Origin of the sequence: Flavobacterium anhuiense, assembly GCF_004151235.1 — a bacterium.
GTDB classification, from domain to species: Bacteria; Bacteroidota; Bacteroidia; order Flavobacteriales; family Flavobacteriaceae; genus Flavobacterium; species Flavobacterium anhuiense_A.
In genome coordinates, this window is the sequence record NZ_JUIV01000020.1 from 67,172 (window position 1) to 90,735 (window position 23,564).

The 23,564-nt window shown below is 34.1% G+C and carries 23 protein-coding genes; 14 read left to right on the plus strand and 9 right to left on the minus strand.

Features of this window, described 5'->3' with window-relative positions:
* Nucleotides 1-119: 119 nt before the first annotated feature.
* The 3 genes from NU08_RS19120 (at nucleotide 120) to NU08_RS19130 (ending at nucleotide 2,943) form a co-directional block, all read left to right on the plus strand.
* On the plus strand, nucleotides 120-752 hold the full coding sequence (locus NU08_RS19120) for a PAS domain-containing protein (protein WP_008462642.1): 633 nt from the start codon (nucleotides 120-122) through the stop codon (nucleotides 750-752).
* 157 nt (nucleotides 753-909) lie between these two features.
* Nucleotides 910-1,323, plus strand: a complete 414-nt coding sequence (gene ruvX, locus NU08_RS19125) for a Holliday junction resolvase RuvX (protein WP_111424174.1) — start codon at nucleotides 910-912, stop codon at nucleotides 1,321-1,323.
* 126 nt (nucleotides 1,324-1,449) lie between these two features.
* Nucleotides 1,450-2,943, plus strand: coding sequence for a malate:quinone oxidoreductase (locus tag NU08_RS19130; protein ID WP_129748686.1), 1,494 nt, complete (start codon nucleotides 1,450-1,452; stop codon nucleotides 2,941-2,943).
* A 41-nt stretch (nucleotides 2,944-2,984) separates the two neighbouring features.
* On the opposite strand, the gene NU08_RS19135 is transcribed toward NU08_RS19130, so the two are convergent.
* A complete protein-coding gene (locus tag NU08_RS19135; RefSeq protein WP_129748687.1) occupies nucleotides 2,985-5,207 on the minus strand; it encodes an FUSC family protein in 2,223 nt (740 codons plus the stop codon).
* Nucleotides 5,208-5,408: 201 nt separating this feature from the next.
* Between NU08_RS19135 and def the strand changes: the two genes are divergently transcribed.
* The 3 genes from def (at nucleotide 5,409) to mazG (ending at nucleotide 7,413) form a co-directional block, all read left to right on the plus strand.
* A complete protein-coding gene (def, locus tag NU08_RS19140; RefSeq protein ID WP_066032212.1) occupies nucleotides 5,409-5,999 on the plus strand; it encodes a peptide deformylase in 591 nt (196 codons plus the stop codon).
* A gap of 60 nt (nucleotides 6,000-6,059) precedes the next feature.
* Nucleotides 6,060-6,545, plus strand: coding sequence for a DUF5606 domain-containing protein (locus NU08_RS19145; RefSeq protein WP_111366654.1), 486 nt, complete (start codon nucleotides 6,060-6,062; stop codon nucleotides 6,543-6,545).
* Nucleotides 6,546-6,642: 97 nt separating this feature from the next.
* A complete protein-coding gene (gene mazG, locus NU08_RS19150) occupies nucleotides 6,643-7,413 on the plus strand; it encodes a nucleoside triphosphate pyrophosphohydrolase (protein WP_129748688.1) in 771 nt (256 codons plus the stop codon).
* Here the strand turns inward: mazG and NU08_RS19155 are convergent.
* Complete coding sequence (locus NU08_RS19155; RefSeq protein WP_129748689.1) at nucleotides 7,410-8,093, minus strand: Crp/Fnr family transcriptional regulator; 684 nt, start codon at nucleotides 8,091-8,093, stop codon at nucleotides 7,410-7,412. The genes mazG and NU08_RS19155 overlap by 4 nt on opposite strands.
* A 202-nt stretch (nucleotides 8,094-8,295) precedes the next feature.
* Here NU08_RS19155 and NU08_RS19160 point away from each other — a divergent pair, with 202 nt between their 5' ends.
* The 8 genes from NU08_RS19160 (at nucleotide 8,296) to NU08_RS19195 (ending at nucleotide 16,919) form a co-directional block, all read left to right on the plus strand.
* Nucleotides 8,296-10,680 (plus strand): heavy metal translocating P-type ATPase, encoded by a 2,385-nt coding sequence (locus tag NU08_RS19160; protein WP_129748690.1) that lies wholly within the window; start codon nucleotides 8,296-8,298, stop codon nucleotides 10,678-10,680.
* 118 nt (nucleotides 10,681-10,798) lie between these two features.
* Nucleotides 10,799-10,990, plus strand: a complete 192-nt coding sequence (ccoS, locus tag NU08_RS19165) for a cbb3-type cytochrome oxidase assembly protein CcoS (protein WP_008462657.1) — start codon at nucleotides 10,799-10,801, stop codon at nucleotides 10,988-10,990.
* 2 nt (nucleotides 10,991-10,992) lie between these two features.
* On the plus strand, nucleotides 10,993-13,176 hold the full coding sequence (ccoN, locus tag NU08_RS19170) for a cytochrome-c oxidase, cbb3-type subunit I (RefSeq protein WP_129748691.1): 2,184 nt from the start codon (nucleotides 10,993-10,995) through the stop codon (nucleotides 13,174-13,176).
* Between the two features lie 7 nt (nucleotides 13,177-13,183).
* The gene (locus NU08_RS19175) at nucleotides 13,184-13,378 is read left to right on the plus strand and encodes a CcoQ/FixQ family Cbb3-type cytochrome c oxidase assembly chaperone (RefSeq protein WP_129748692.1); all 195 of its coding nucleotides are present in this window, start codon (nucleotides 13,184-13,186) and stop codon (nucleotides 13,376-13,378) included.
* A gap of 2 nt (nucleotides 13,379-13,380) precedes the next feature.
* On the plus strand, nucleotides 13,381-14,319 hold the full coding sequence (locus NU08_RS19180) for a cbb3-type cytochrome c oxidase N-terminal domain-containing protein (RefSeq protein ID WP_129748693.1): 939 nt from the start codon (nucleotides 13,381-13,383) through the stop codon (nucleotides 14,317-14,319).
* 10 nt (nucleotides 14,320-14,329) lie between these two features.
* The gene (ccoG, locus tag NU08_RS19185; protein WP_129748694.1) at nucleotides 14,330-15,748 is read left to right on the plus strand and encodes a cytochrome c oxidase accessory protein CcoG; all 1,419 of its coding nucleotides are present in this window, start codon (nucleotides 14,330-14,332) and stop codon (nucleotides 15,746-15,748) included.
* A 12-nt stretch (nucleotides 15,749-15,760) separates the two neighbouring features.
* The gene (locus NU08_RS19190) at nucleotides 15,761-16,210 is read left to right on the plus strand and encodes a FixH family protein (RefSeq protein ID WP_066032204.1); all 450 of its coding nucleotides are present in this window, start codon (nucleotides 15,761-15,763) and stop codon (nucleotides 16,208-16,210) included.
* Between the two features lie 7 nt (nucleotides 16,211-16,217).
* Complete coding sequence (locus NU08_RS19195; RefSeq protein WP_129748695.1) at nucleotides 16,218-16,919, plus strand: sulfite exporter TauE/SafE family protein; 702 nt, start codon at nucleotides 16,218-16,220, stop codon at nucleotides 16,917-16,919.
* Between the two features lie 17 nt (nucleotides 16,920-16,936).
* Here NU08_RS19195 and hemN read toward each other — a convergent pair whose 3' ends face one another.
* The 7 genes from hemN to msrB all read right to left on the minus strand — a co-directional run bounded on the left by hemN (nucleotide 16,937) and on the right by msrB (nucleotide 23,537).
* Nucleotides 16,937-18,301 carry an oxygen-independent coproporphyrinogen III oxidase gene (gene hemN, locus NU08_RS19200; protein WP_129748696.1) on the minus strand — a complete coding sequence of 455 codons (1,365 nt, stop codon included), beginning with the start codon at nucleotides 18,299-18,301 and terminating at the stop codon, nucleotides 16,937-16,939.
* Nucleotides 18,302-18,420: 119 nt separating this feature from the next.
* The gene (locus NU08_RS19205) at nucleotides 18,421-18,897 is read right to left on the minus strand and encodes a hypothetical protein (protein WP_129748697.1); all 477 of its coding nucleotides are present in this window, start codon (nucleotides 18,895-18,897) and stop codon (nucleotides 18,421-18,423) included.
* A gap of 104 nt (nucleotides 18,898-19,001) precedes the next feature.
* Complete coding sequence (locus tag NU08_RS19210) at nucleotides 19,002-19,349, minus strand: hypothetical protein (RefSeq protein ID WP_129748698.1); 348 nt, start codon at nucleotides 19,347-19,349, stop codon at nucleotides 19,002-19,004.
* A 97-nt stretch (nucleotides 19,350-19,446) separates the two neighbouring features.
* On the minus strand, nucleotides 19,447-19,869 hold the full coding sequence (locus NU08_RS19215) for a DoxX family protein (RefSeq protein ID WP_129748699.1): 423 nt from the start codon (nucleotides 19,867-19,869) through the stop codon (nucleotides 19,447-19,449).
* A gap of 122 nt (nucleotides 19,870-19,991) precedes the next feature.
* Nucleotides 19,992-21,620 (minus strand): acyl-CoA carboxylase subunit beta, encoded by a 1,629-nt coding sequence (locus NU08_RS19220; protein ID WP_129748700.1) that lies wholly within the window; start codon nucleotides 21,618-21,620, stop codon nucleotides 19,992-19,994.
* A gap of 144 nt (nucleotides 21,621-21,764) precedes the next feature.
* The gene (gene lpxD, locus NU08_RS19225; RefSeq protein ID WP_129748701.1) at nucleotides 21,765-22,763 is read right to left on the minus strand and encodes a UDP-3-O-(3-hydroxymyristoyl)glucosamine N-acyltransferase; all 999 of its coding nucleotides are present in this window, start codon (nucleotides 22,761-22,763) and stop codon (nucleotides 21,765-21,767) included.
* A gap of 327 nt (nucleotides 22,764-23,090) precedes the next feature.
* Nucleotides 23,091-23,537, minus strand: coding sequence for a peptide-methionine (R)-S-oxide reductase MsrB (gene msrB, locus NU08_RS19230; protein ID WP_129748702.1), 447 nt, complete (start codon nucleotides 23,535-23,537; stop codon nucleotides 23,091-23,093).
* Nucleotides 23,538-23,564: the final 27 nt, after the last annotated feature.

The following is a 23,564-nucleotide window of genomic DNA, read 5'->3' on the forward strand; positions in this document are numbered from 1 at the left end:
CTAAAAGTTTTTTTTATATCAAAATATGACAAAAGTCAGGATTTGTACTTTTTCTTCGCTTTAATTTCGCAGTGTTGATCAACATTCCATTCCATAAATAATCATATAAGCAGTAAAATATGAATCAAGAAAATCACCTTCAAAACAGAGTAATTATAGACAAAGAAGTAAGCTGGGATAAAACTCAGGTTATTATGAGTAAAACAAATGCATACGGTATTATTGAATATGCCAACGAAGTATTTGTAGATGTTTGCGGTTACGAAGACTATGAGTTAATGGGACAGCCTCATAATATCATACGTCACCCAGATATGCCAAAAGTAATCTTTAAAGTGCTTTGGGAAAATCTTAAAAACGGAAAAAACTTCCATGCTATTGTAAAAAACCTTGCAAAGTCAGGAAGATACTATTGGGTAATTACAGATTTTGAAATTGCCCGCGACGAAAACGACGTTATTGTAAATTATTTCGGAAGAAGACAAGCTGTACCGCAAGAAGTAATTGCGATGCATATTGAACCTTTGTATAAAAAGTTATTGCAGATCGAAGCAGCAAGCGGAGTAGAATTTAGCGAAAAGTATTTGATCGGATTCTTAGAAGAGAAAAAGAGAACTTACGTTGAATATATTAAGGAGCTGATTTACGAACATGAAAAGTCACAATCTAAGTTTGCTAATTATTCTGAAGAAGAGGATGCAGGAGAGGAAGAAGAACACAGAGGTTTTTTCAGCCGTTTGTTCGGAAGATAAATTGAGTTATTTTTTAGGTTTGAATATTTGGATAAAAGTCCGTCTTGAGTTTTCAGGACGGATTTTTTTATTGAAAATAGTCTTGAAGAAGTTTATTTTGAGTGAAATGGAAAATTAGAAAAATATTTTAGACTAAATTTGCTAAAAAGTTTAAAACATGCCAAGAATCCTTTCAATAGATTACGGACAAAAACGCACAGGAATTGCAGTTACAGACGAAATGCAGATTATCGCTTCGGGTTTAACAACAATCCCGACCCATACTTTGGTTGACTTTTTGAAAGATTATTTTGCTAAAGAAAAAGTCGAAGCGGTTTTAATTGGCGAACCAAAGCAGATGAACGGACAGCCATCAGAAAGCGCTTCTGTAATTAATGGTTTTGTGACTCATTTTTCGAATATTTTTCCAGACATGAAAGTGATTCGTGTTGATGAGCGTTTTACTTCAAAAATGGCATTTCAAACCATGATCGACAGCGGTTTAAGTAAAAAGCAGCGTCAGAACAAAGGTTTAATAGACGAAATTTCTGCTACAATTCTGCTTCAAGATTATCTTTCCGCAAAAAAATAGCGCTGTTCGTCGTATTTTTTATTTATAATTTAATGGTTTTTAGAAAATCCTAACTTTTATCATCTAAAAATTAGTTTTTTTTTGCAATTAAAAAAGTACCTTTGCACTTTAAATAAAAATACTGTTATGCCTGACGAAACCATACGTTCAAATAGTGATGTAGTACTCATTGGCGCTGGAATAATGAGTGCCACTCTTGGAGTAATTTTGAAAGAATTACAACCAGATATAAAAATTGAAATTTACGAAAGATTAGATGTTGCTGCAGCAGAAAGCTCTGATGCTTGGAATAATGCAGGAACGGGACACTCTGCTTTTTGTGAACTAAATTATACTCCAGAAAAGGCAGACGGAAGCATAGATCCTAAAAAAGCAATAAGCATTGCAGAATCATTCGAGATTTCTCGCCAGTTTTGGTCTTACTTGGTACAACAAAACAAAGTGCCGTCTCCGGATAATTTTATTAAAAGCGTGCCTCATATGAGTTTTGTGTGGGGAGATAAAAACGTAAATTATTTAAAAAAGAGATTCGAAGCGCTTCAGAGCAATCCAATCTTTGCTGACATGACTTTTAGTACCGATTTTGAACAGCTTCAAAAATGGATGCCATTGGTAATGGAAGGCAGAAGTGCTGACGAAAAATTAGCAGCAACACATATGGAAATTGGTACTGATGTTAATTTTGGTGCTTTAACAAGAAGTATGTTCAATTACTTAGAGAAACTAGATGGTGTTTCTTTATTCTTCAATCATGAGGTTAAAAAACTAAAACAGCGTGAAGATAAATCTTGGAGAATTAAAATTAAAGATTTGTCAACGGGAAATACTCGTAAAGCGTATACTAAATTTGTATTTATTGGTGCAGGAGGAGGTTCTCTTCCTTTATTGGAAAAGGCAAATGTTCCAGAAGGATATGGATATGGAGGTTTCCCTGTAAGCGGCCAATGGCTAAAATGTACAAACCCAGAAGTAATTGCGAAACACCAAGCAAAAGTATATGGAAAAGCAAGTGTTGGAGCTCCTCCAATGTCTGTTCCTCACATCGATACTCGTGTAATTGATGGTGAAAAAGCGCTTCTTTTTGGGCCATTCGCAGGATTCTCAACTCGTTTCCTTAAAAATGGTTCTTATTTAGATTTGCCTCTATCTATTAAACGTAACAACTTAATTCCGATGTTGGCTGCAGGATATCATAATATTCCATTAACGAAATATTTGATAGAGCAGGTTCGTCAGTCCCCAAAAGACAGAATGAAAGCTTTACGCGAATATCTTCCAACAGCGCGCTCAAAAGACTGGAAATTAGAAAAAGCTGGTCAGCGTGTTCAGGTAATCAAAAAAGATGAAAAAGAAGGTGGGGTTTTAGAATTTGGTACAGAAGTTATTAATACACACGATGGAACTTTAGCAGTTTTATTAGGAGCTTCTCCAGGAGCTTCTACAGCTGTAGCAATCATGATTGATTTGATAAGCAGATGTTTTACTCACCAAATTAAAACACCAGAATGGCAAGTGAAATTGAAAACAATGATTCCATCTTATGGACAGACTTTAAACGACAAGCCAGAACTTTTAGAACAGCTTAGAAAACAAACAGCAGAAGTTTTAAAATTAAATTAAGCTTTTCATATTTCAATAAAAAAAAAACAAATCCAGATGAATTAATCTGGATTTGTTGCTTTTAAGTCAGTTGTATTTTTTAGAATTTTTTCTGCTAGATTGCTCATCCAGATTAATTGCTCAATTACCATTTGTGCTTCCTGCATTTTGGCTTGACGCGTTTCTTTATCCAAATCGTCATCTTCTGCCAAACGTGTAAAATGTCTACGTTTTAATTCTTCAAATTGCAAGGTCACATCTTCTTTTTCGAAAAAAGTATCTTGTACCACAACTTCGTTTCTTAAAACAGAAATAGAATGATCTAGATTGGCTAGAATAGTTTTAATAATATAATTAAAAGAATCAGATGCAGAAGTGGTTTGGTGAGATTGAATATAAGTTGAAAGTGACGCTAAAGCAGATAATAAAGAGTGATTTAAAACCACTAATTTATTTACCAAAGGCATTGTTTTTTGTTTCGACTTAGGTTCCTGCATCATACGCTGAAAAGAAGTCATCAGGTTTCCTATTTCAACAAAAGCATTTTTTCTTGCTAAACGATATGAAGTAGGAACTTCTCCTTTTTTATTATAAAAATCTGCAATCTCTTTTAGGTAATTTCTATTGGCTCGAATGGTGTTTTCAATATGAATAGGCGTATTGATGAATTCCCATGCAGGCCATAAAAACTGATTAGCGATAAAAGCTAAAGTTGCTCCCGCGAGCGTATCTAATATTCTGTACTGAATTACTTCATTAATATCTGGGGTTAGAATTCCGTAGATAAATACGACGTACATCGTGACAAATGTTGCACTAATCTTGTAATTGATTTGGGTAAATGAAATTCCGAGCAGCATACATACAATAGAGAAAATACTCAACGCAACATGATTCTGAATGACAGATACAATTCCAAAAGCAATAATTCCTCCCAGAACAGTACCAAACATTCTGTTGTACGATCTCTCTTTGGTTAAACCATAACCAGGTCGCATGATTACGACAATGGTTAATAGAATCCAATACACGTTTTGAAATGGCAAAAGTTGTCCAAGAAAAAAACCGATCAAGATAGTAATCGTTAATCGTATCGAATGTCTGAAAATTGAAGAAGAATAACTTAAGTTTTCAATTAAAGTTCGAAGCGGATAATATTGTGGCGTTAAGAATTTTTCAAGCTCTTTGTCTTGATCTTTCAGTTTGTAAGATTGCATTGCTAAAGAAAGCGCACGCTGGATGGTTTTAATTTTTCCAACCTGATTTTTAGCATATTTCAGCATATTGGTCAGCATTAAAACGCCTTCAGCAGCTTCTTCTTTTCCTAATGATTTTTCGTAGTCAAAAATGGCAAATTCAAGAGCATCCAATTCGTTTTTCAAATCATGTTTGTCAACATAAACACTAATATGACTGACATTTTTTGAAAGTTTTTTGAGAGTCGAAGCCAGTTTGTAAGCTACATTTTGATACGTTCTTAAAACATCAGGATGTTTGGCAAATTTTTCATGAAGTTTACTGTGATCGAAAGAAGTGTATAGCGCCAATTCTTGAATTTCGACTAAAGTGATAAAAACCAAAAGCATTTTTCTATTCTGGCTCGTAGTTCCAGAGGTATTCTGGTTTCCAATGAGCATTTTCCTTAAATCTTCGTGAATAAGATTTAATTCTACCTGTACAGCCAGCTGCTTTTCTATAATTGCTTTCCTGTTGGCTTCTGGACTCCATAAATCGCCTCTTAATTTAAGGTATTTGGCAGTGAGTTTTATTCCTTCGGCAATTTGTAATTCTACATATTTATAAGGCTGTACGAAATGAAAAACAAGGGATACTATTAAATATAGAATTCCTCCAATAAAAATGAAACCTGAATATTCAAAAGCTTCCCAACCTTCGTGCAAATGTCCAAAAGATAAGGAAATCGATAATAAAGCTGAGAAAGAAATTAAGGTAGCTCGCTGTCCGTAAACCGAAATCATGGAACATAAAAAAAGCAGAAATCCTAAAAAGATATAAAAAAGTAAAGGAAACGGATAAACGAGATTTACCAAAAGATTAACTCCAGAAACAATAAAAGAAGCGGCAATTAACCCTTTTATTTTATGGCTGAGAGAACTCGGAATGTCGCTGGGATAAGTGTAAAATGCACCAAGCGCAATTGTAAATCCGATTTCAAAATGACCAAGAAAATTTAAAACTAAAACAGGAACAACAGAAGCAATAGTTACTTTAGAGGCATTTAGAAAGGAAGTGCTGTTAGTAAATTTCGAAATTCGGTCAATCATAAAAAGAGGTTTACTAACAAAGGTAAGAATTGTAGGAGTGATTTTGGCATAATTATAGATGAGATTTTTAATGGCTTGCAAAAAATATGATATAATGCAGTATTAGAATTATTCATTGACTATTTTTTACTATTTTTGCCAGCTGAAATATCAGAACTTTAATTCTGTTTTTACAGCACATTAAAACATAAATAAAAACAAATGATTTTACCAATTGTAGGATACGGTGATCCTGTTTTAAGAAAAGTAGGGCAGGATATTACACCAGAATATCCAAACCTAAAAGAAACGATCGCAAATATGTACGAGACGATGTACAATGCGTATGGAGTTGGACTTGCAGCACCGCAGGTTGGACTGCCAATTCGTTTGTTTGTGATAGATACAACGCCTTTTAGTGATGATGAGGATCTTCCTTCAGAGGAACAAAAAGATTTGAAAGGCTTTAAGAAGACTTTTATCAATGCTAAAATCGTTAAAGAAGAAGGAGAAGAGTGGGGGTTTAATGAAGGCTGTTTGAGTATTCCTGATGTGCGTGAAGACGTTTACAGAAAACCAACTGTTACAATCGAATATTGTGAAGAAGATTTTGTAATGAAAACGGAAGTGTTTGACGGGTTAATTGCAAGAGTTATCCAGCATGAATACGACCATATTGAAGGAATCTTGTTTACAGATAAAATCTCATCTCTAAAAAAACGTTTAATCCAAAAGAAATTGAAAAATATTACTGAGGGAAAAACGTCTCAGGAATATAGAATGAAATTTTACGCAGCTAAAAAAGCAAGATAAGTTTTCTAAATACTTAGAAGCAAAAAATAAATAAAATTCTTAATACTAATTTTAATAAAAATGAATTTAACGAAAATTTTAGCCATTTCAGGAAAACCAGGTTTATACGAATTAAAAGTACAAACTCGTACAGGTTTTGTGGCGGAATCATTAATTGATGGGAAGAAGATTACTGTAAATCTAAAAAGCAATGTAAGTTTATTGTCTGAAATTTCGATTTATACTTATGAAGGCGAAAAACCGTTAACTGAAGTAATGCAGCAGATTTCTGTTAAAGAAAACAAAGGACAAGCTATTTCTCATAAAGAAGATAACGCTACTTTATCTGCTTATTTTAAACAAATTCTTCCTGATTACGATGAAGAAAGAGTTTATCCATCAGATATCAAAAAAGTATTAAGCTGGTACAACACGCTTCAAGCAAAAGGTTTGGTAACAGATTTAGCTCCTGCAGCTGAAGAACCAAAAGAAGAAGCTCCAGTTGCTGCTGAGAAACCTAAGAAAGCTCCAGCGGCTAAAAAAGCAAAAGCTAAAAAAGAAGAATAGTCGTTTTTCTTTAAACATATATAATCCTGTTAAGATGTTTTCTTGACAGGATTTTTTAATTTTACAGAATCGAGTTTAAATCAAAAGAAAGTTCAAAATGAGCAGAGAAAATCAGTTAAAAGCATTTGAGAGACTATTGAATATCATGGATGAACTTCGTGAGCAATGTCCGTGGGATAAAAAACAAACTCTTCAGACATTAAGACATTTAACAATCGAAGAAACGTATGAGTTAGGAGATGCTATTTTGGATAATGATTTAAATGAAGTTAAAAAAGAATTGGGTGATTTGTTGCTTCATATTGTTTTCTATGCCAAAATAGGCAGTGAAACCAATGATTTTGACATTGCTGATGTTTGTAATGAAATCTGTGATAAATTGATTCATCGCCATCCTCATATTTATGGAGATGTAAAGGTAGAAAATGAGGAAGAAGTAAAACAAAATTGGGAAAAATTAAAACTTAAAGAAGGCAAAAAATCTGTTTTAGAAGGCGTTCCTAGAAGTCTTCCAGCAATGGTCAAAGCAAGCCGAATTCAGGATAAAGTGAAAGGAGTAGGGTTTGACTGGGAAGAACCTCATCAGGTTTGGGATAAAGTGCAAGAAGAATTGCAGGAATTGCAAGACGAAGTAAAAACTGGAAATCAAGATAAAATTGAAGACGAGTTTGGAGACGTTTTGTTTTCTATGATTAATTACGCAAGATTCTTAAATGTAAACCCAGAAGATGCTTTAGAAAGAACCAATAAAAAATTTATTAAACGTTTTCAATACCTAGAAAGTAAAGCAAACGAATTAGGGAAACCATTAATGGATATGACACTAACAGAAATGGATGTCTTTTGGAACGAGGCTAAAAAACTTTAGTTGTCGGCCAATTTCTTTAAAGCACGAACATCTTTAAGCATAATTTTTTTACCAACTAACTCTATTAATCCTAATTTATTAAAATCAGATAATAAACGAATACAGCTTTCTGTTGCAGTACCAATGATACCCGCAAGTTCTTCTCTTGTTAGCTGCACTCTTAGTGTTTTGTCGGTATCTTCGCCAAATTCATCATGTAGGTGCAGTAAAGTTTCGGCAAGTCTCTGTTTAACTGTTTTTTGAACTAAAGCAATTTTTTCGTTCTCAGATTCCTTTAAATCTTCGCAAACAGATTGCATCATATTTAAAGAAAACTGATTGTTATTATTAAAGAAATTGATGATTTCAGCTTTAGGAATAAAACAAACTTCCATGTCGGCAATCGCTTTTGCAGTCAAATTTGCAGGCTCATTGCTAATCATAGAACGCTGTCCAAGAAGTTCGCCAGATTTTACCAATTTAACAATTTGGTCTTTTCCGTTTGCGCTCAGTTTTGAAAGTTTTCCAACACCGTCTTTTACGCAGAAAACACCATTTGTTACTTCGCCTTCTTCAAAAAGAGCCTCACCTTTTTTAATTTTGTAAGTCGTTTTGCTGCTAGCTAACTTAATAACTTCTTCTTTGTTAAGGGCTTTTAATGAGCTTAACTGGCGTACAATGCATTGATCACATTTATTCATGACAATATTTGTTTGCTGCAAAAGTAAGGATATTTGAGGGTTTTAACCACCTTTAGAAGGTAAATTTATTATAAATTAGGGTTAGTTCTTTTTTGAGCTTTTTATTTTATAAATTTAGGAATCCAATTTCAAAATAACATGACAATTATCATCTTAATAATTGTGCTTTAATTGGAAATTTGTGGCAAATAAAAACAAGTTTATGAGGGAGCAAAGTTGTTTTCATTGTGGTTTAACTATTGAACAAAATGAAGAAATTGATTTTGATGATAAAAAGTTTTGTTGCACTGGCTGTAAAACAGTTTACGAAATTTTCAGCATCAACGACCTAACATCGTATTACGATTTTGAAAAGTCTCCAGGAGCCACACCGCAAGACATCAAAGGAAAATATGATTTTTTAGAAAATGAAACTATTCTAGCAAAAGTTTTAGAGTTTCAAGAAGGCAACACTTCGATTGTTTCGTTAAATATTCCGCATATCCATTGCAGTTCTTGCATCTGGATTTTAGAAAACCTAAATCGTCTTCAGCAAGGAATTAGCACTTCTCAAGTTAATTTTCACGAAAAGAAAGTTAGAATTACCTTTAATTCAGATGTAGTTTCGTTAAAAGAAATAGTTTATCTCCTAAGTTCTATAGGTTATGAACCTTATATTAGTTTAGAAAATTACGGATCAGCAAAAGCAAAAATCGACAGAAGTTTAACCTATAAATTGGGTGTTGCATTTTTCTGTTTCGGAAATATTATGCTGCTTTCATTTCCAGAATATTTCGAAATGAAAGAGTTCTGGCTCGATAGTTATAAGCCGTTTTTCAGATTGCTTATTTTTCTTTTAGCATTACCCACTTTCTTATACTCAGCGAGCGGATATTATGTTTCTGCATATCACAGTATTAGAACGAGAATGCTTAATATTGATATTCCGATTGCTTTAGGAATTATAGTGATGTTTATTCGCAGTACTTATGATATGCTGATGGATCACGGTCCAGGTTTTTTTGACAGTTTGGCCAGTTTGATATTTTTTATGCTCCTTGGCAAAATGTTTCAAATTAAAACGTATAGTTTTTTAAGTTTCGAAAGGGATTTTAAATCCTATTTTCCAATTGCGGTTACTAAAATCAATAAAGATGCTTCTGAAGATAATGTAGCGATTTATGATGTTTTAAAAGGAGACCGATTATTAATAAGAAATCAGGAGCTTATTCCTGTTGACGGAATTTTAATTAGCGAAAGCGCCGAAATTGACTATAGCTTTGTTACAGGAGAAGCAGTCCCAATTACTAAAAAATCTGGAGATAAAGTCTTTGCGGGAGGAAAACAGATTGGTAAAGTAATCGAAATGGAAGTTTTGCACTCTGTTTCTCAAAGTTATTTAACCCAATTATGGAGCAACGAGATTTTTCAGAAAAAAGTAGACCAGAAGCATAAGACCATAACAGATGCAATAAGTCGATATTTTACCCCCATATTATTGCTCATTGCATTTGCTGGTTTTGGTTATTGGATTTTTAAAGATGCTAATACTGCTTTTAATGTTTTTACAGCGGTATTGATCGTAGCTTGCCCGTGTGCACTGGCTCTCACCGCCCCGTTTACTTTTGGAAACATATTGCGAATTTTAGGTAAAAAGAAATTTTATTTGAAAAATGCTGTTGTAATCGAACAGCTTGCCAAAGTTGATACAATAGTTTTTGATAAAACAGGAACTATTACAACTAACAAAAAGTCGAATATAATGTATGAAGGAAATTCTATTTCAGATTCAGATATTGTATTGATTAAAAATGTATTGCGAGGTTCAAACCATCCATTAAGCCGAATGCTTTACGATTTTCTGCCAGAAGCTAAACGCATTGTTGTAGAAGAGTTTCAAGAAATTACAGGAAAAGGAATTCTAGCAATAATTGGCGGAAAGGAAATAAAAATTGGTTCAGGGCAATTTGTAAATGATATAGTTGCAGATGGTTCGGAAATAGAAAAAACAGCATTACACATTAAAATGGGGGAGATATATTTCGGAAAATATACTTTCCAAAACCAATATCGTGAAGGTTTAGAAAAGCTTTTTGCAAACCTGAGCAAAGATTACAAAATAAAAGTGCTTTCTGGTGACAATGATGGCGAAAGATCAAATCTGGAAGCCATTCTGCCAAAAGGTACTGAATTGATATTCAATCAAAAACCTGAGCAAAAACTTGAGTACATAAAGAAACTTCAGGAAAAAGGGCAAAATGTAATGATGGTTGGCGATGGATTGAATGATGCTGGAGCATTGGCTCAAAGTAATGTAGGGATTTCAATTTCAGAAAACGTAAATGTCTTTTCGCCTGCCTGCGATGCAATTTTAGATGCATCAGAATTTTCACATCTCAATTACTTTTTAAAGCTTTCTCATAAAGCTATTTTAATCATAAAAATGAGTTTTGGGCTATCATTGCTGTACAACGTTGTTGGGCTTGCTTTTGCAGTTACGGGAAATCTGCTTCCGCTAGTTGCGGCTATCATTATGCCATTGAGCACGATTACAATTGTAAGTTTTGTTACGTTGATGTCTAACTATTTCAGTAACAGAAATTTATAATCATTATAAATTATATTATAAGATATTTTTTATAAATTTAACATATCTTTTTGTTTATGATAATTATCATATTTTATGCGCCCTTAACGAAGTAATTTTGTTAATATAAATCTAAGGTATGAGTGTTATTTATCTATTAATTTCAGTAAGTATTTTTGTGGCAATCTGTTTCTTCATTGCCTTTATCGTAGCTGTTAAATCTGGACAGTATGATGATGATTATACGCCTTCAGTCAGAATTCTTTTTGATGACGAAACCAAAATTAATTCCCAAAATAATAATTCACCAATCGAAGAAAAACAAGTATAATTATGGAAATGGAACAGTTTTATTACGACAACAAAATTGTAAAAAAATTCATTTACGCCACAATACTCTTTGGTGTTGTGGGTATGTTAGTGGGACTTACCTTGGCGGTAATGTACCTTTTTCCCAACATGACAGATGGGATTTCGTGGCTGAGTTACGGCCGATTAAGACCGTTACACACCAATGCAGTTATTTTTGCCTTTGTGGGTAATGCCTTTTTTGCCGGTATGTATTACTCGCTGCAAAGATTGCTAAAAGCCAGAATGTTTAGTGATTTTCTTAGTAATCTTCACTTCTGGGGATGGCAGTTAATTATTGTAGCTGCCGCAATTACACTTCCTCTAGGTTATACTTCTTCTAAAGAATATGCGGAGTTAGAGTGGCCAATTGATATTGCAATCGCTTTGATTTGGGTTGTAATGGGAATTAACATGATTGGTACAATGATAAAACGCAGGGAGCGTCACTTATATGTAGCTATTTGGTTCTATATCGCAACATTTGTGACGGTAGCTGTACTGCATATATTTAACAACATTGAAATTCCGGTTTCAGGTTTAAAAAGCTACTCTGTGTATGCTGGTGTTCAGGATGCGCTTGTACAATGGTGGTATGGGCACAATGCGGTGGCATTTTTCCTTACTACTCCGTTCTTGGGATTAATGTATTACTTCGTTCCAAAAATTGCAAATAGACCAGTTTACTCATATAGATTATCTATTATTCACTTTTGGTCTTTAATATTTATCTATATCTGGGCTGGACCACATCACTTATTATATTCTGCACTGCCAAACTGGGCTCAGAATTTAGGAGTTGCATTCTCAGTTATGTTAATCGCTCCATCTTGGGGAGGTATGATCAATGGTCTTCTTACATTGCGAGGAGCTTGGGATAAAGTTCGTGAAGAACCGGTTTTAAAATTCTTCGTCGTAGCCATTACTGGTTATGGTATGGCAACTTTCGAAGGTCCGATGTTGTCTTTAAAAAATGTAAATGCTATTGCGCACTATACTGATTGGATCGTCGCACACGTACACGTAGGAGCTTTAGCTTGGAATGGTTTTATGTCGTTTGGTATTATCTATTGGTTGATTCCAAGAATGACAAAATCGGAGTTATTCTCTAAGAAATTAGCAAACTTCCATTTCTGGATTGGTACTTTAGGTATTATTGTATACACAATTCCATTATATGTGGCAGGTTTCCAACAAGCATCAATGTGGAAACAATTTAATCCGGATGGTACTTTAACTTATGGAAACTTCCTTGAAACGGTAACTGCTATTATGCCAATGTATTGGATGAGAGCTATTGGTGGTACTTTGTATCTAGTGGGGATGCTGACATTGGTTTATAATATCATTATGACAGTAAAAGCTGGTAATACAATTGAAGATGAATTGGCTCAGGCTCCAGCTTTGCAAACAATAAAAAGTAGCAGATTGAGTGGAGAGAAATTCCACTCATGGTTAGAAAGAAAACCAATTCAGTTAACTATTCTGGCTACAATCGCAATTTTAATTGGAGGTATTATTCAGATTGTGCCAACAATTATGGTAAAATCAAATATTCCGACAATTTCAAGCGTAAAACCATATACACCGTTAGAACTTGAAGGACGTGACTTATACATCAGAGAAGGTTGCGTTGGATGTCACTCACAATCAGTTCGTCCTTTCAGAAGCGAGGTGGAACGTTACGGAGTTCAGTCAAAAGCAGGTGAGTTTGTTTACGACCATCCATTCTTATGGGGATCTAAACGTACAGGACCAGATTTATTGAGAGTAGGTGGTAAGTACAATGACAACTGGCACTTTAACCACATGTGGAATCCGCAAAGTACATCTGCTGGATCAATTATGCCAGGTTACAAATGGTTGTTCGATAACAAACCAATGGACATTTCATTGACACAGAAGAAAATGCAAGCAATGATTTCTTTAGGAGTGCCATATACTCCAGAAGAAGTTGCAAATGCACAGAAAACTTTAAGAGAGCAGGCTGTTAAGATAGAGAAAAACTTAGAAAGCGATCCTGATTTCGTTAAGAGTTACGAAGATAGCCGTAAAAAAGCTGAAGCAAAAGGCGAGAAATTCACTCCGATGAACGAAAGAGAAATCGTCGCTTTAATCGCTTATATTCAAAGACTTGGTACTGATATTAAAGTAAAAGAAACTAAATAACAGCATTATGTTTGAACAAATAAAACACAATATGGAAACAATATCGGGTGTTGAATTATACCCGATTATTTCCCTCTTGATTTTCTTCTTCTTCTTTGTAGGATTAGGCGTTTGGGTGTTCTCTTATAAAAAAGAAAAAATTCAAGAAATGAGTAATATACCTTTAGATGAAGGACTTAGTGTAATTACAAAAGATAGATAAAAATGAAAAAGTTTTTCCCAGTATATGTTAGAGTACCGTTGATTTTCTTCATCGTATTTGCTTTGATGGAATATTTTATAGATTCAGGCGATAAGCCAGCTTTTGTAAAATATCCAATGGTATCACTCTTTTTATTTGTCTTTTTGTTTATTCTGATTGCCATCGAGATTACACTTAGTGCTGTTAATCGAGTAATGTATCAATTATTATCGCCTGAAGAAAAAGCACAAAAAGAACTTGAAGAAAGTTTAAGCTTCAAAGAAAGTGCTTGGTTTAAAAACCTAATGCATAAATTGACCAAAACAGAGCCAATTGAAAAAGAAGCTGATTTATTAATGGATCATGATTATGACGGAATCAAAGAGCTAGATAATAATTTACCGCCATGGTGGGTATATTTATTCTACATCTGCATCATTTTTGGAGTAATTTATGTGGTTCGTTACGATGTTTTAGGAGCTGATGATCAGGAAATGGAATTGAAAAAAGAAATGGCGCAGGCAAAAATAGATGTTGAAGAATATATGAAAACTGCCCCAGATTTGATGGACGAAAAAACAGTTGTTTTATTAACTGATGCACCAAGTTTAGCGGCAGGAAAAGAAATCTTTACAACCAATTGTGCGGCATGTCACCGTGCCGATGCTGGAGGACAGATTGGACCAAACCTTACAGACGATAGATGGATTTTAGGAGGAGGAATCAAAAATTTATTCCACACCATTACAAATGGAGGTAGAGATGGAAAAGGGATGATTGCTTGGAAAGGAACTCTTAAACCAAAAGAAATACAAAAAGTTGCTAGTTACATTCTGTCTTTACAAGGAAGTAATCCAAAAGATCCAAAAGAAGCAGAAGGAGAAGTTTGGGTAGACGATAGTGCTCCTAAAACCGATGCCGCTGCAGCAACAACAAAAGATACCACAGAAGTTAAAAAATAATTAGAATATCATGTCAAATTTACCAGACGAAGCTTTTAGAGATACCATTGGAACGATAGATGAAGGTGGTAAACGAAAATTTATATTTCCTAAAAAACCGTCTGGTAAATTTTATGATTATAGGAAAATTGTCAGCTATGTTTTGCTGGCAATTTTATTCATAAATCCTTTTATTAAGGTTAATGGGAATCAGTTTATGATGTTCAATATCTTGGAACGTCGTTTTAATATTTTTGGATTCCCTTTTTGGCCTCAGGATTTTTACCTCTTCGTAATTTCAATGCTTGTCGGCGTTGTATTTATAATATTATTTACTGTTGTTTTCGGAAGAATATTTTGTGGCTGGATATGCCCGCAGACTATTTTTCTCGAAATGGTTTTCCGCCGTATCGAATATTGGATTGATGGAGATCGAGGTTCTCAGTCTCGTTTAGCAAGAATGGAATGGAATGCTGAAAAAATTAGAAAGCGAGTTTTAAAGTGGACTATATTTTTCATAATTTCCTTTCTTATCGCTAATGTCTTTTTAGCTTATTTGGTAGGAAGTGATACCTTATTCTTAATGATTGAGCAAGGGCCTGTAAAACAGGCAAGCAATTTTATTGCACTGCTTATCTTTACTAGTGTTTTCTATTTTGTTTTTGTATGGTTTCGTGAACAGGTTTGTATTATCGCCTGTCCATATGGAAGGTTGCAAGGCGTTCTTTTGGATAATAAATCTATAAATGTTGCCTACGATTTTGTTCGAGGTGAAAAAGAAGAAGGACGCGCAAAATTCAAAAAAAATGAAGATAGAGCATTAACAGGAAAAGGCGATTGTATTGATTGTCTTCAATGTGTTCACGTCTGTCCAATGGGAATTGACATTAGAAATGGAACACAGTTGGAATGTACAAACTGTACAGCTTGTATAGACGAATGTGACCATATTATGGAATCTGTAGGATTGCCAAAAGGTCTTATTCGTTATGCTTCGGAAGATGAAATTGCTAAAAAAGAACCTTTCAAGTTTACAACAAGAATGAAAGGATATACAGCTGTTCTCTTCATTTTATTGAGTATTTTTGTTGGAATGCTGTTTTTGAGAACAGATGTACAGGCAGTAGTTTTACGCTTGCCTGGCCAGCTGTTCCAACATAATGGAGAAAAAATCAGTAATGTTTACACCTATAAAATCGTAAACAAAACAATGAAAGATTACAACGATATACATTTCGAATTAATTGATCAGAAAGGAGAAATTAAAAACGTTGGCAAAAAACACTTTAAAATAGCTAAAGAAGGAATTTCTCAAGGAACATTATTTATTGAAATTGATGAGGTTTTACTTGAAAGTGATAAAACAAAAGTAAAAATTGGAGTTTATAATGGTTCTGAACTCCTAGAAACAACGACTACAAATTTCTTAGGACCAAGAAGTTTTAATTAAAAATATAGTATTATGAAATTTAATTGGGGCACAGGTATCGTCATTGCATTCGGATTGTTTATGACCTTTATTTTATATTTTGTTTTTGAAGTACAGTCAAACTCTAAATACGATAATGATTTGGTTGTAGAAGAATATTATAAACACGATACACACTTTCAAGAAGAAATGGCAAGAATTCAGAATGCACATGATTTGCAGCACAAACCATCAATCAAATATACTGGAGAAGGTGTTGCGATAATTTTTCCTGCAGGATTTGAAAGTGATAAAGTAAAAGGAAATATTCAATTATACAGACCTTCAAATAAAAAATTCGATTTTAATACTCAAATTGCTTTAACCAATTCAGAAATCATTATTCCGCAGAAAAAATTAATAAAAGGACGTTGGGATGTTAATATGGAATGGCAGTACGAAGGCAAAAAATATCTCACTAAAGAGGTTATTTACGTAAACTAAAAATAAAATGTTATTCTCTGCTTTCTTTTTAGGTTTAATAAGCAGTCTGCATTGCGTTGGTATGTGTGGACCAATTGCTATGATGCTTCCTGTAGATAGGCAAAATGAAGCTAAAAAGGCAATGCAGATTATGACGTATCACTTTGGACGATTAACTGCTTATTCAACAATTGGATTGATTTTTGGATTATTGGGAAGAGGTTTTTTTCTGGCGGGATTGCAGCAGAAAATGTCAATAATTATTGGTGTAATTATGATTGTTGTGGTTTTGATTCCGGAGAAAAAATTTGCTCAATACAATTTTTCTAAACCTGTTTATAAAATCATTTCTAAAATTAAATCGAATTTAGGGAGCCAGTTTAAAAACAAAAGTTATAAATCGCTGTTTACTATTGGTCTTTTAAACGGATTTCTGCCATGCGGAATGGTTTATGTTGCTTTATTTGGAGCAATTGCCATGCAGAGTGCTGGTCTTGGGGTTCTCTACATGCTTTTATTTGGAATAGGAACGATACCGTTAATGACAGTTGTGGTTTATGTCAACTCCTTATTAAAATTGCCTTTCAGAAATAAAATCCAAAAGGCAATTCCGTATGTAGCTGTTATAATTGGTGTTTTATTCATCCTTCGTGGATTGGGATTAGGAATTCCATATATCTCTCCCTCAAACATGAGTTTGTTTGTACAGCAGACTCCAAACTGCCACTAGAAGATATATTTAAGTTATTATACAGTCATCGAAAACAGGTTTGTTTCCGGTGACTTTCTTTTTAGATGTAAGTCAAATGCCATACAGATATTACGGACAAAAGGTCTCCCTTCTTCGGTAATTGTGATTTTATTGTTTTCAATAATAATCAAATTATCGTTTTCTATTTCTTTTAAAGCAATTAAAACTTCAGGAAGTTCAGCAAAATTTAAAGATTCTGCAGTCCAGGAAGTTTCCAATTCGCAGGTTAGATTTAGAATGTGTTTTCTAATGATAAGATCTTCATCGTTTAAAATATGACCCTTTACAACAGGAAGTTTATCCGATTCTAAAATTTCATAATATTCTTCTAGACTTTTGGTGTTTTGAGCAAAACTGTACCAGCTATCACTTATTGAAGAAACGCCTAAACCAATCATAACTTGAGTTTTGGAAGCGCTGTATCCCATGAAATTTCTATGCAGATTTCCGTTGTGAGCTGCCTTGTATAAACTATCGCCTTTTAAAGCAAAATGATCCATGCCGATTTCGTGATATCCGTTTTGAATCAGAAGCTTTTTACCAATTTCATATAGTTTTCTTTTTTCGGCATCCTTTGGCAGGTTTTCGTCATTAAAGCCTCGCTGTCCGTTTCCTTTTATCCACGGCACATGTGCATAGCTGTAAAATGCTAATCTGTCTGGTTTTAAAGAATTGGTTTTCTCGACTGTATCTACTACATCTTCGATAGTTTGAAATGGAAGTCCGAAAATAATATCGTGTCCAATTGAAGTATAGCCAATTTCTTTTGCCCAAAATGTTACTTTGGCAACATTATGAAAAGGCTGAATTCTATTAATCGCTTTTTGAACTGTAGGAGAATAATCTTGAACGCCAAAACTCACTCTGCGAAAGCCTAAATCATATAGTTTTTTTAGCTGTTCGTGAGTAGTGTTGTTTGGATGCCCTTCAAAGCTAAATTCGTGATTTTCTGCTCTTACAGCATGATCAAAAATTCCGTTAATAAGACATTCTAAATTTTCTTTTGAAAAGAAGGTTGGTGTTCCTCCACCCAAATGAATTTCTTTGATTATAGGCTTTTCTGGAAGTAAATCACAATACATTTTCCATTCTTTCAGAACCGCCTGAATGTATTTTTCTTCTACTGAGTGATTTTTTGTAATGCGTTTATTGCATCCGCAGAAAGTGCACATGCTTTCACAGAAAGGCAGGTGAATGTATAAACTTATTCCGTTTTTTGAATTGCTTTCAGAAAATGATTGCTTTAAAGTAGTAATCCATTTTTCGGATGTAAAGTCAGCTTCATTCCAATATGGAACTGTAGGGTAACTAGTATATCTTGGACCTGGGACATTATACTTTTGAGTCAAAGAAATTTTCATAATGACGGATTTAGTTTACATCAAAATTAGAACTTCAAACCAAGACATAAAATGACAAATATCATGTAAAGGCCAAAAAAAAGAGGCCTAAAATAGAGCCTCTTTTCTGAATTAAATAACTAACGTGATATAGAATCTTGGATGATTTTAAGCCATTTTTTCGCAAACTGATGATCTTGATAGACGCTAATCTGTTTGATGCGGTCATCATCAAAATCATAGAATGGAATTATTATTTTTTTACCAGTTTCTTTTTCTTGAAAATCAAAGTCGATTTTAACAATAGTATCAGAACCAGCATCTGTTGTTGGAACTAATTTGCATGAAGCAATTGTATTTAAATCGACATATATTGACTCTTGCTGATTTGGATTGAAATTCATCAAAATAAACTTATTGTTTTTCTGATCAATCGTTAAAGTCTTATTGTTGATTGATTCTGTCAAATCAAAATCTTCTGGATGATTTGGGTTAAATCTTTTTTTGATGTTTAAAATTCTCGATTTACTTGCTGCTGATGAACGTGCAGAAAAATAGATTGGGATAGCAACAATAATTAAAATCACAATTCCCATTATTGTGGTAGTAGTTTCCATAATGTTTTAATGTAATAAATAAATGATATGCAAAACAGTTTTCGGTTTGAAAACGTTTAAGCGTGACAAAGAATAGGTCTTCTAATGAAAAATCAAGTATTTATTTACCAGAAAAAATGGAAAGCATAGAGTATGACTAAAACCTTTTTACTTTGAGTTGTAAAGAGTTTAGTATATGCTGTATTGTGTGTAACGGTTTGATGCTGAGGAATTAGTGGTAAAAGGTTGTCAAAACATTTAATTATTCCGGTAGGATTTGTTTTGATGTTTGCCGCAAGCTGATAACTTCCCTGCGGCTGTATAAATGCAGACGAATCGGGAATGTCTTTGCTGAAGTTGGTATCGGATTTTTCCGTTTCAATTACGCGAACAGAAGCTTGGTCTGCCTGATAAGCAAACAACCCTGCAAGTATAAGTGTAATAAGAATAACGGTTTTACGAATCCAATTCATGTCGGCGAATTTAAGTCATAAAACGCAATTAAAGAAATTTTATAGAATTAATTAACACTCAAAAAAAAGTCCTCAGCGTAACTGAGGACTTATGAGTTTATTGCTGCATTTTAAAAAAATAATCAGCAGAATGTTTGCCACTTCCATAAAAGAGGAAGAATATAGAGACTAATAAAACGACTATAGCTAAAACTAAACTTTCAGAATGCATTCTTCCCATAGAATTTACAAGAACAGCGCCGAATAAAACGGGTAATTGAGCTGCGATTGCCCATCTGGTCAAAAGCCCGAAAATAATCATTATACCACCAATCATGTGGGCTGGAGCAATGTAATGCAGCATAAACATACCTCCTCCAAACTTATCGATAGGGGAAATCAAATCATGCAGGTATTGAACATTGGTAACGAAAGAGACACCTTTCATAAATAAAAATCCACCCAAAACAATACGTACTAAATCAACTGGTAAATAAGTGTGCGAATTTGCCCATTTATTCAAACTTTTTACATTTTCCATGATGCTGTGTGATTAAAAATTATGTACTAAGTTACTAATTTTTAATCAGATATTTATTTTTAACACCTTGAAAATAAGTTTTTTACTTTTTATTTAACGTCTTGTTGAGAATTCTTAAATCGTTATACCTGAATGACTCCTAAATTAAATGGTTTTTGAATTGGAGCGTGATTTGCAGCTTCAATTCCTATCGAAATCCAATTACGGGTTTCTAATGGATCAATAATGGCATCTGTCCAAAGTCTTGAAGCAGCATAGTATGGCGAAGTCTGCTCATCATAACGGGCTTTTATTTTATCGAATAGTTCAGCTTCTTTTGCTTCATCAACTGTTTCTCCTTTTGCTTTAAGAGAAGAAGCCTCTATTTGCGCCAATACTTTTGCCGCTTGAGTTCCGCCCATAACGGCAAGTTCTGCACTTGGCCATGCGAATATCAATCTAGGATCATATGCTTTTCCGCACATCGCGTAATTTCCTGCTCCGTATGAATTTCCAACAATAACTGTAAATTTAGGAACAACAGAATTACTTACCGCGTTAACCATTTTAGCGCCATCTTTAATAATACCGCCATGTTCTGATTTTGAACCAACCATAAAACCAGTAACGTCTTGTAAAAATACTAATGGAATTTTTTTCTGATTGCAATTGGCAATAAAACGAGTAGCTTTATCGGCACTGTCAGAATATATAACTCCTCCAAACTGCATTTCGCCTTTTTTGGTTTTTACCACTTTTCTCTGATTTGCCACAATGCCGACAGCCCAACCATCAATTCTGGCATATCCTGTTATAAGAGATTGTCCGTAACCATCTTTATACGCTTCAAATTCTGAATTATCGACCAAACGTTTGATGATTTCCATCATATCATATTGTTCAGTTCTTGCTTTTGGAAGAATTCCGTAAATTTCATTTGGATCTAAAGCAGGTTTTTCGGCTTTGATTCTGCTGTAGCCAGCTTTGTCAAAATCACCAATTTTATCTACAATGTTTTTGATTTTGTCTAAAGCATCTTTATCGTCTTTAGCTTTATAATCGGTAACACCTGAAATTTCACAATGAGTTGTTGCTCCGCCAAGAGTTTCATTATCGATAGTTTCGCCAATTGCAGCTTTTACTAAATAACTTCCCGCAAGGAAAATACTTCCGGTTTTGTCAACGATTAAAGCTTCATCGCTCATGATTGGGAGATAGGCGCCACCAGCAACACAGCTTCCCATAACGGCAGATATTTGCGTGATTCCCATACTGCTCATTTGGGCGTTGTTTCTAAAGATGCGTCCGAAATGTTCTTTATCAGGGAAAATTTCATCCTGCATTGGCAAATAAACTCCTGCGCTATCTACAAGATAAATAATTGGTAGTCGGTTTTCCATTGCGATTTCTTGCGCGCGAAGATTTTTCTTTCCTGTTATCGGAAACCAAGCTCCAGCTTTTACAGTAGCATCATTGGCAACTACAATACATTGTTTTCCTCTGATATAGCCAATTTTTACCACAACACCTCCCGAAGGACATCCGCCGTGTTCGGGATACATTCCTTCGCCAGCAAAACCTCCGATTTCAATACTTTTAGAATTTTCGTCCAATAAATAAGCAATTCTTTCGCGAGCGGTCATTTTACCTTCGGCATGCAGTTTTTCGATTCTTTTTTCACCTCCGCCCAATTTAACTTTGGCAAATTTTTGTTTTAATTCAGAAAGAAGTAATTTATTGTGATCTTCGTTTTTATTGAAGTTTAAATCCATGATATAGTATTGATTTGATAAAATAGTGTTGGCTAATTTACAAAATCAATTGAAATAAACGAGTTGCTTTATGAATTAAGAAATAGTATTAAATAAAAAAAACATCCGTTTAGCGGATGTTTCTTTTTTAGATTTTAAGTGATATTATTTTTTAGGACCACAAACCATTTGTTTTAGCAAAGCCCATTGTTTTAAAGCATCACGAGCTTCAACAGCAGGATATCCTAACATAGTTTTTCCAGCAGGAACATCTCCAGTGACGCCAGATCCAGCACCAATTACAGCGCCATCTCCAATTGTAGTATGATCTTTTATAGAGGCGCTTCCGCCAATAATAACTCCGTTTCCTAAAGTTACGGAACCTGCTAAACCGCTATTTCCTGCCATGATACAGAACTTTCCGAGTTTGCTATTATGCCCAATCTGCACCAAATTGTCAATTTTGCATCCATCTCCAACAATAGTTGAACTAAATTTTCCGCGATCTACGCAAGTATTAGCTCCGATTTCAACTCTGTTTCCAATTATAACATTACCGATTTGCGGAATTTTTACTAAGCCATTTTCTTCGCAAGGACGAAAACCAAAACCGTCTGCTCCAATGGTGGCATTTGGATGAATAATACATTCGCTGCCTATATGACAACGTTCACGAATAACAGTTCCAGACCAGATAGTTGTGTTTCTTCCGATTGTGCATTCGTCTAAAATGGTAACATTTGGATAAATTATGGCATTAGCTCCGATTTCAACTTTTGGGCCAATGTAACAGCCAGCGCCAATTTTAGCACCTTCGCCGATTATAGCAGTTTCGTCTATAGTGGCTGTTTTATGAATATTGTGATGAAATATTGGGGCAGGGGGAGCAAAAAGGGTGAGGATTTGGGACATGGCCAAATCGGCATTTTTTACTTTTATAAAAGCGCGATTCTCTCCAGGCTCTATTGAAATATCTTCGTTTACAACTGCAATTGAAGCATTAGATGTCGACCAGTATTTTTCGTATTTTTTATTTCCGATAAATGAGATTTCCGAAGTTGTTGCTTTTTCTAATTGTTCTGTGGCGGTAATGCTTTGCGAAGTGCTGCCGTAAATCACGCCATTTATAACTTCATTAATTTCTTGAATTGAATAGGATCTCATTGACAAATTTTAATCGACTAGGGTTATTTTTTGCCAAATAAAATGAATTACATTTTAATTACCTAATTATTTTTTCGCGTTTCTTAATAAATATTTAAAACAATACGTCAATTTTTAAAAAATTAACATTTACGGTATTAATTTAATGAAGTTTTTTTAATGAATTGAATAACAATGGCTTGGTGGTTTTGTTTAAAATGAATTAAAATTTAGATGGAAAAAATAAACAATTAAATTGCTAGGTTATAGCTTACATTTGTTTTGTTAAAGTATTTATTGAGAGAGATAAAAAAAGCGGTTCGTTTTAATGAACCGCTTTTTTATGTGTTATTCTTTAATTTTTGATAATGAAACTGCATTTATGCAATAACGTAAGCCAGTTGGCGGCGGGCCGTCAGGGAAAACGTGCCCTAAATGTGCATCGCAAACATTGCAGACAACCTCAACACGAATCATTCCGTACGATTTGTCGGCATGATAACCAATAGCATTTTCTTTAATTGGCTGTGTAAAAGAAGGCCAGCCGGTTCCTGATTCAAATTTTTCACTTGCGTCAAAAAGAACCGTTCCGCAGCATTTGCATTCGTAAATTCCAGGATCAAATAAACTGCACAATTCAGAGCTAAAAGATCTTTCAGTTCCTTTTAGACGAGTTACCTGAAATTCTTCTGGAGTTAGAATCTGTTTCCATTCTTCTTCCGTTTTCTCCACTTTTTTGTCTGGAGTTGGATTTCCTTTATTTGTAAAATGAATTACATCTGCCCATTTTATCATAACTTTTTGTTTTAAAGTTTCAAGTTT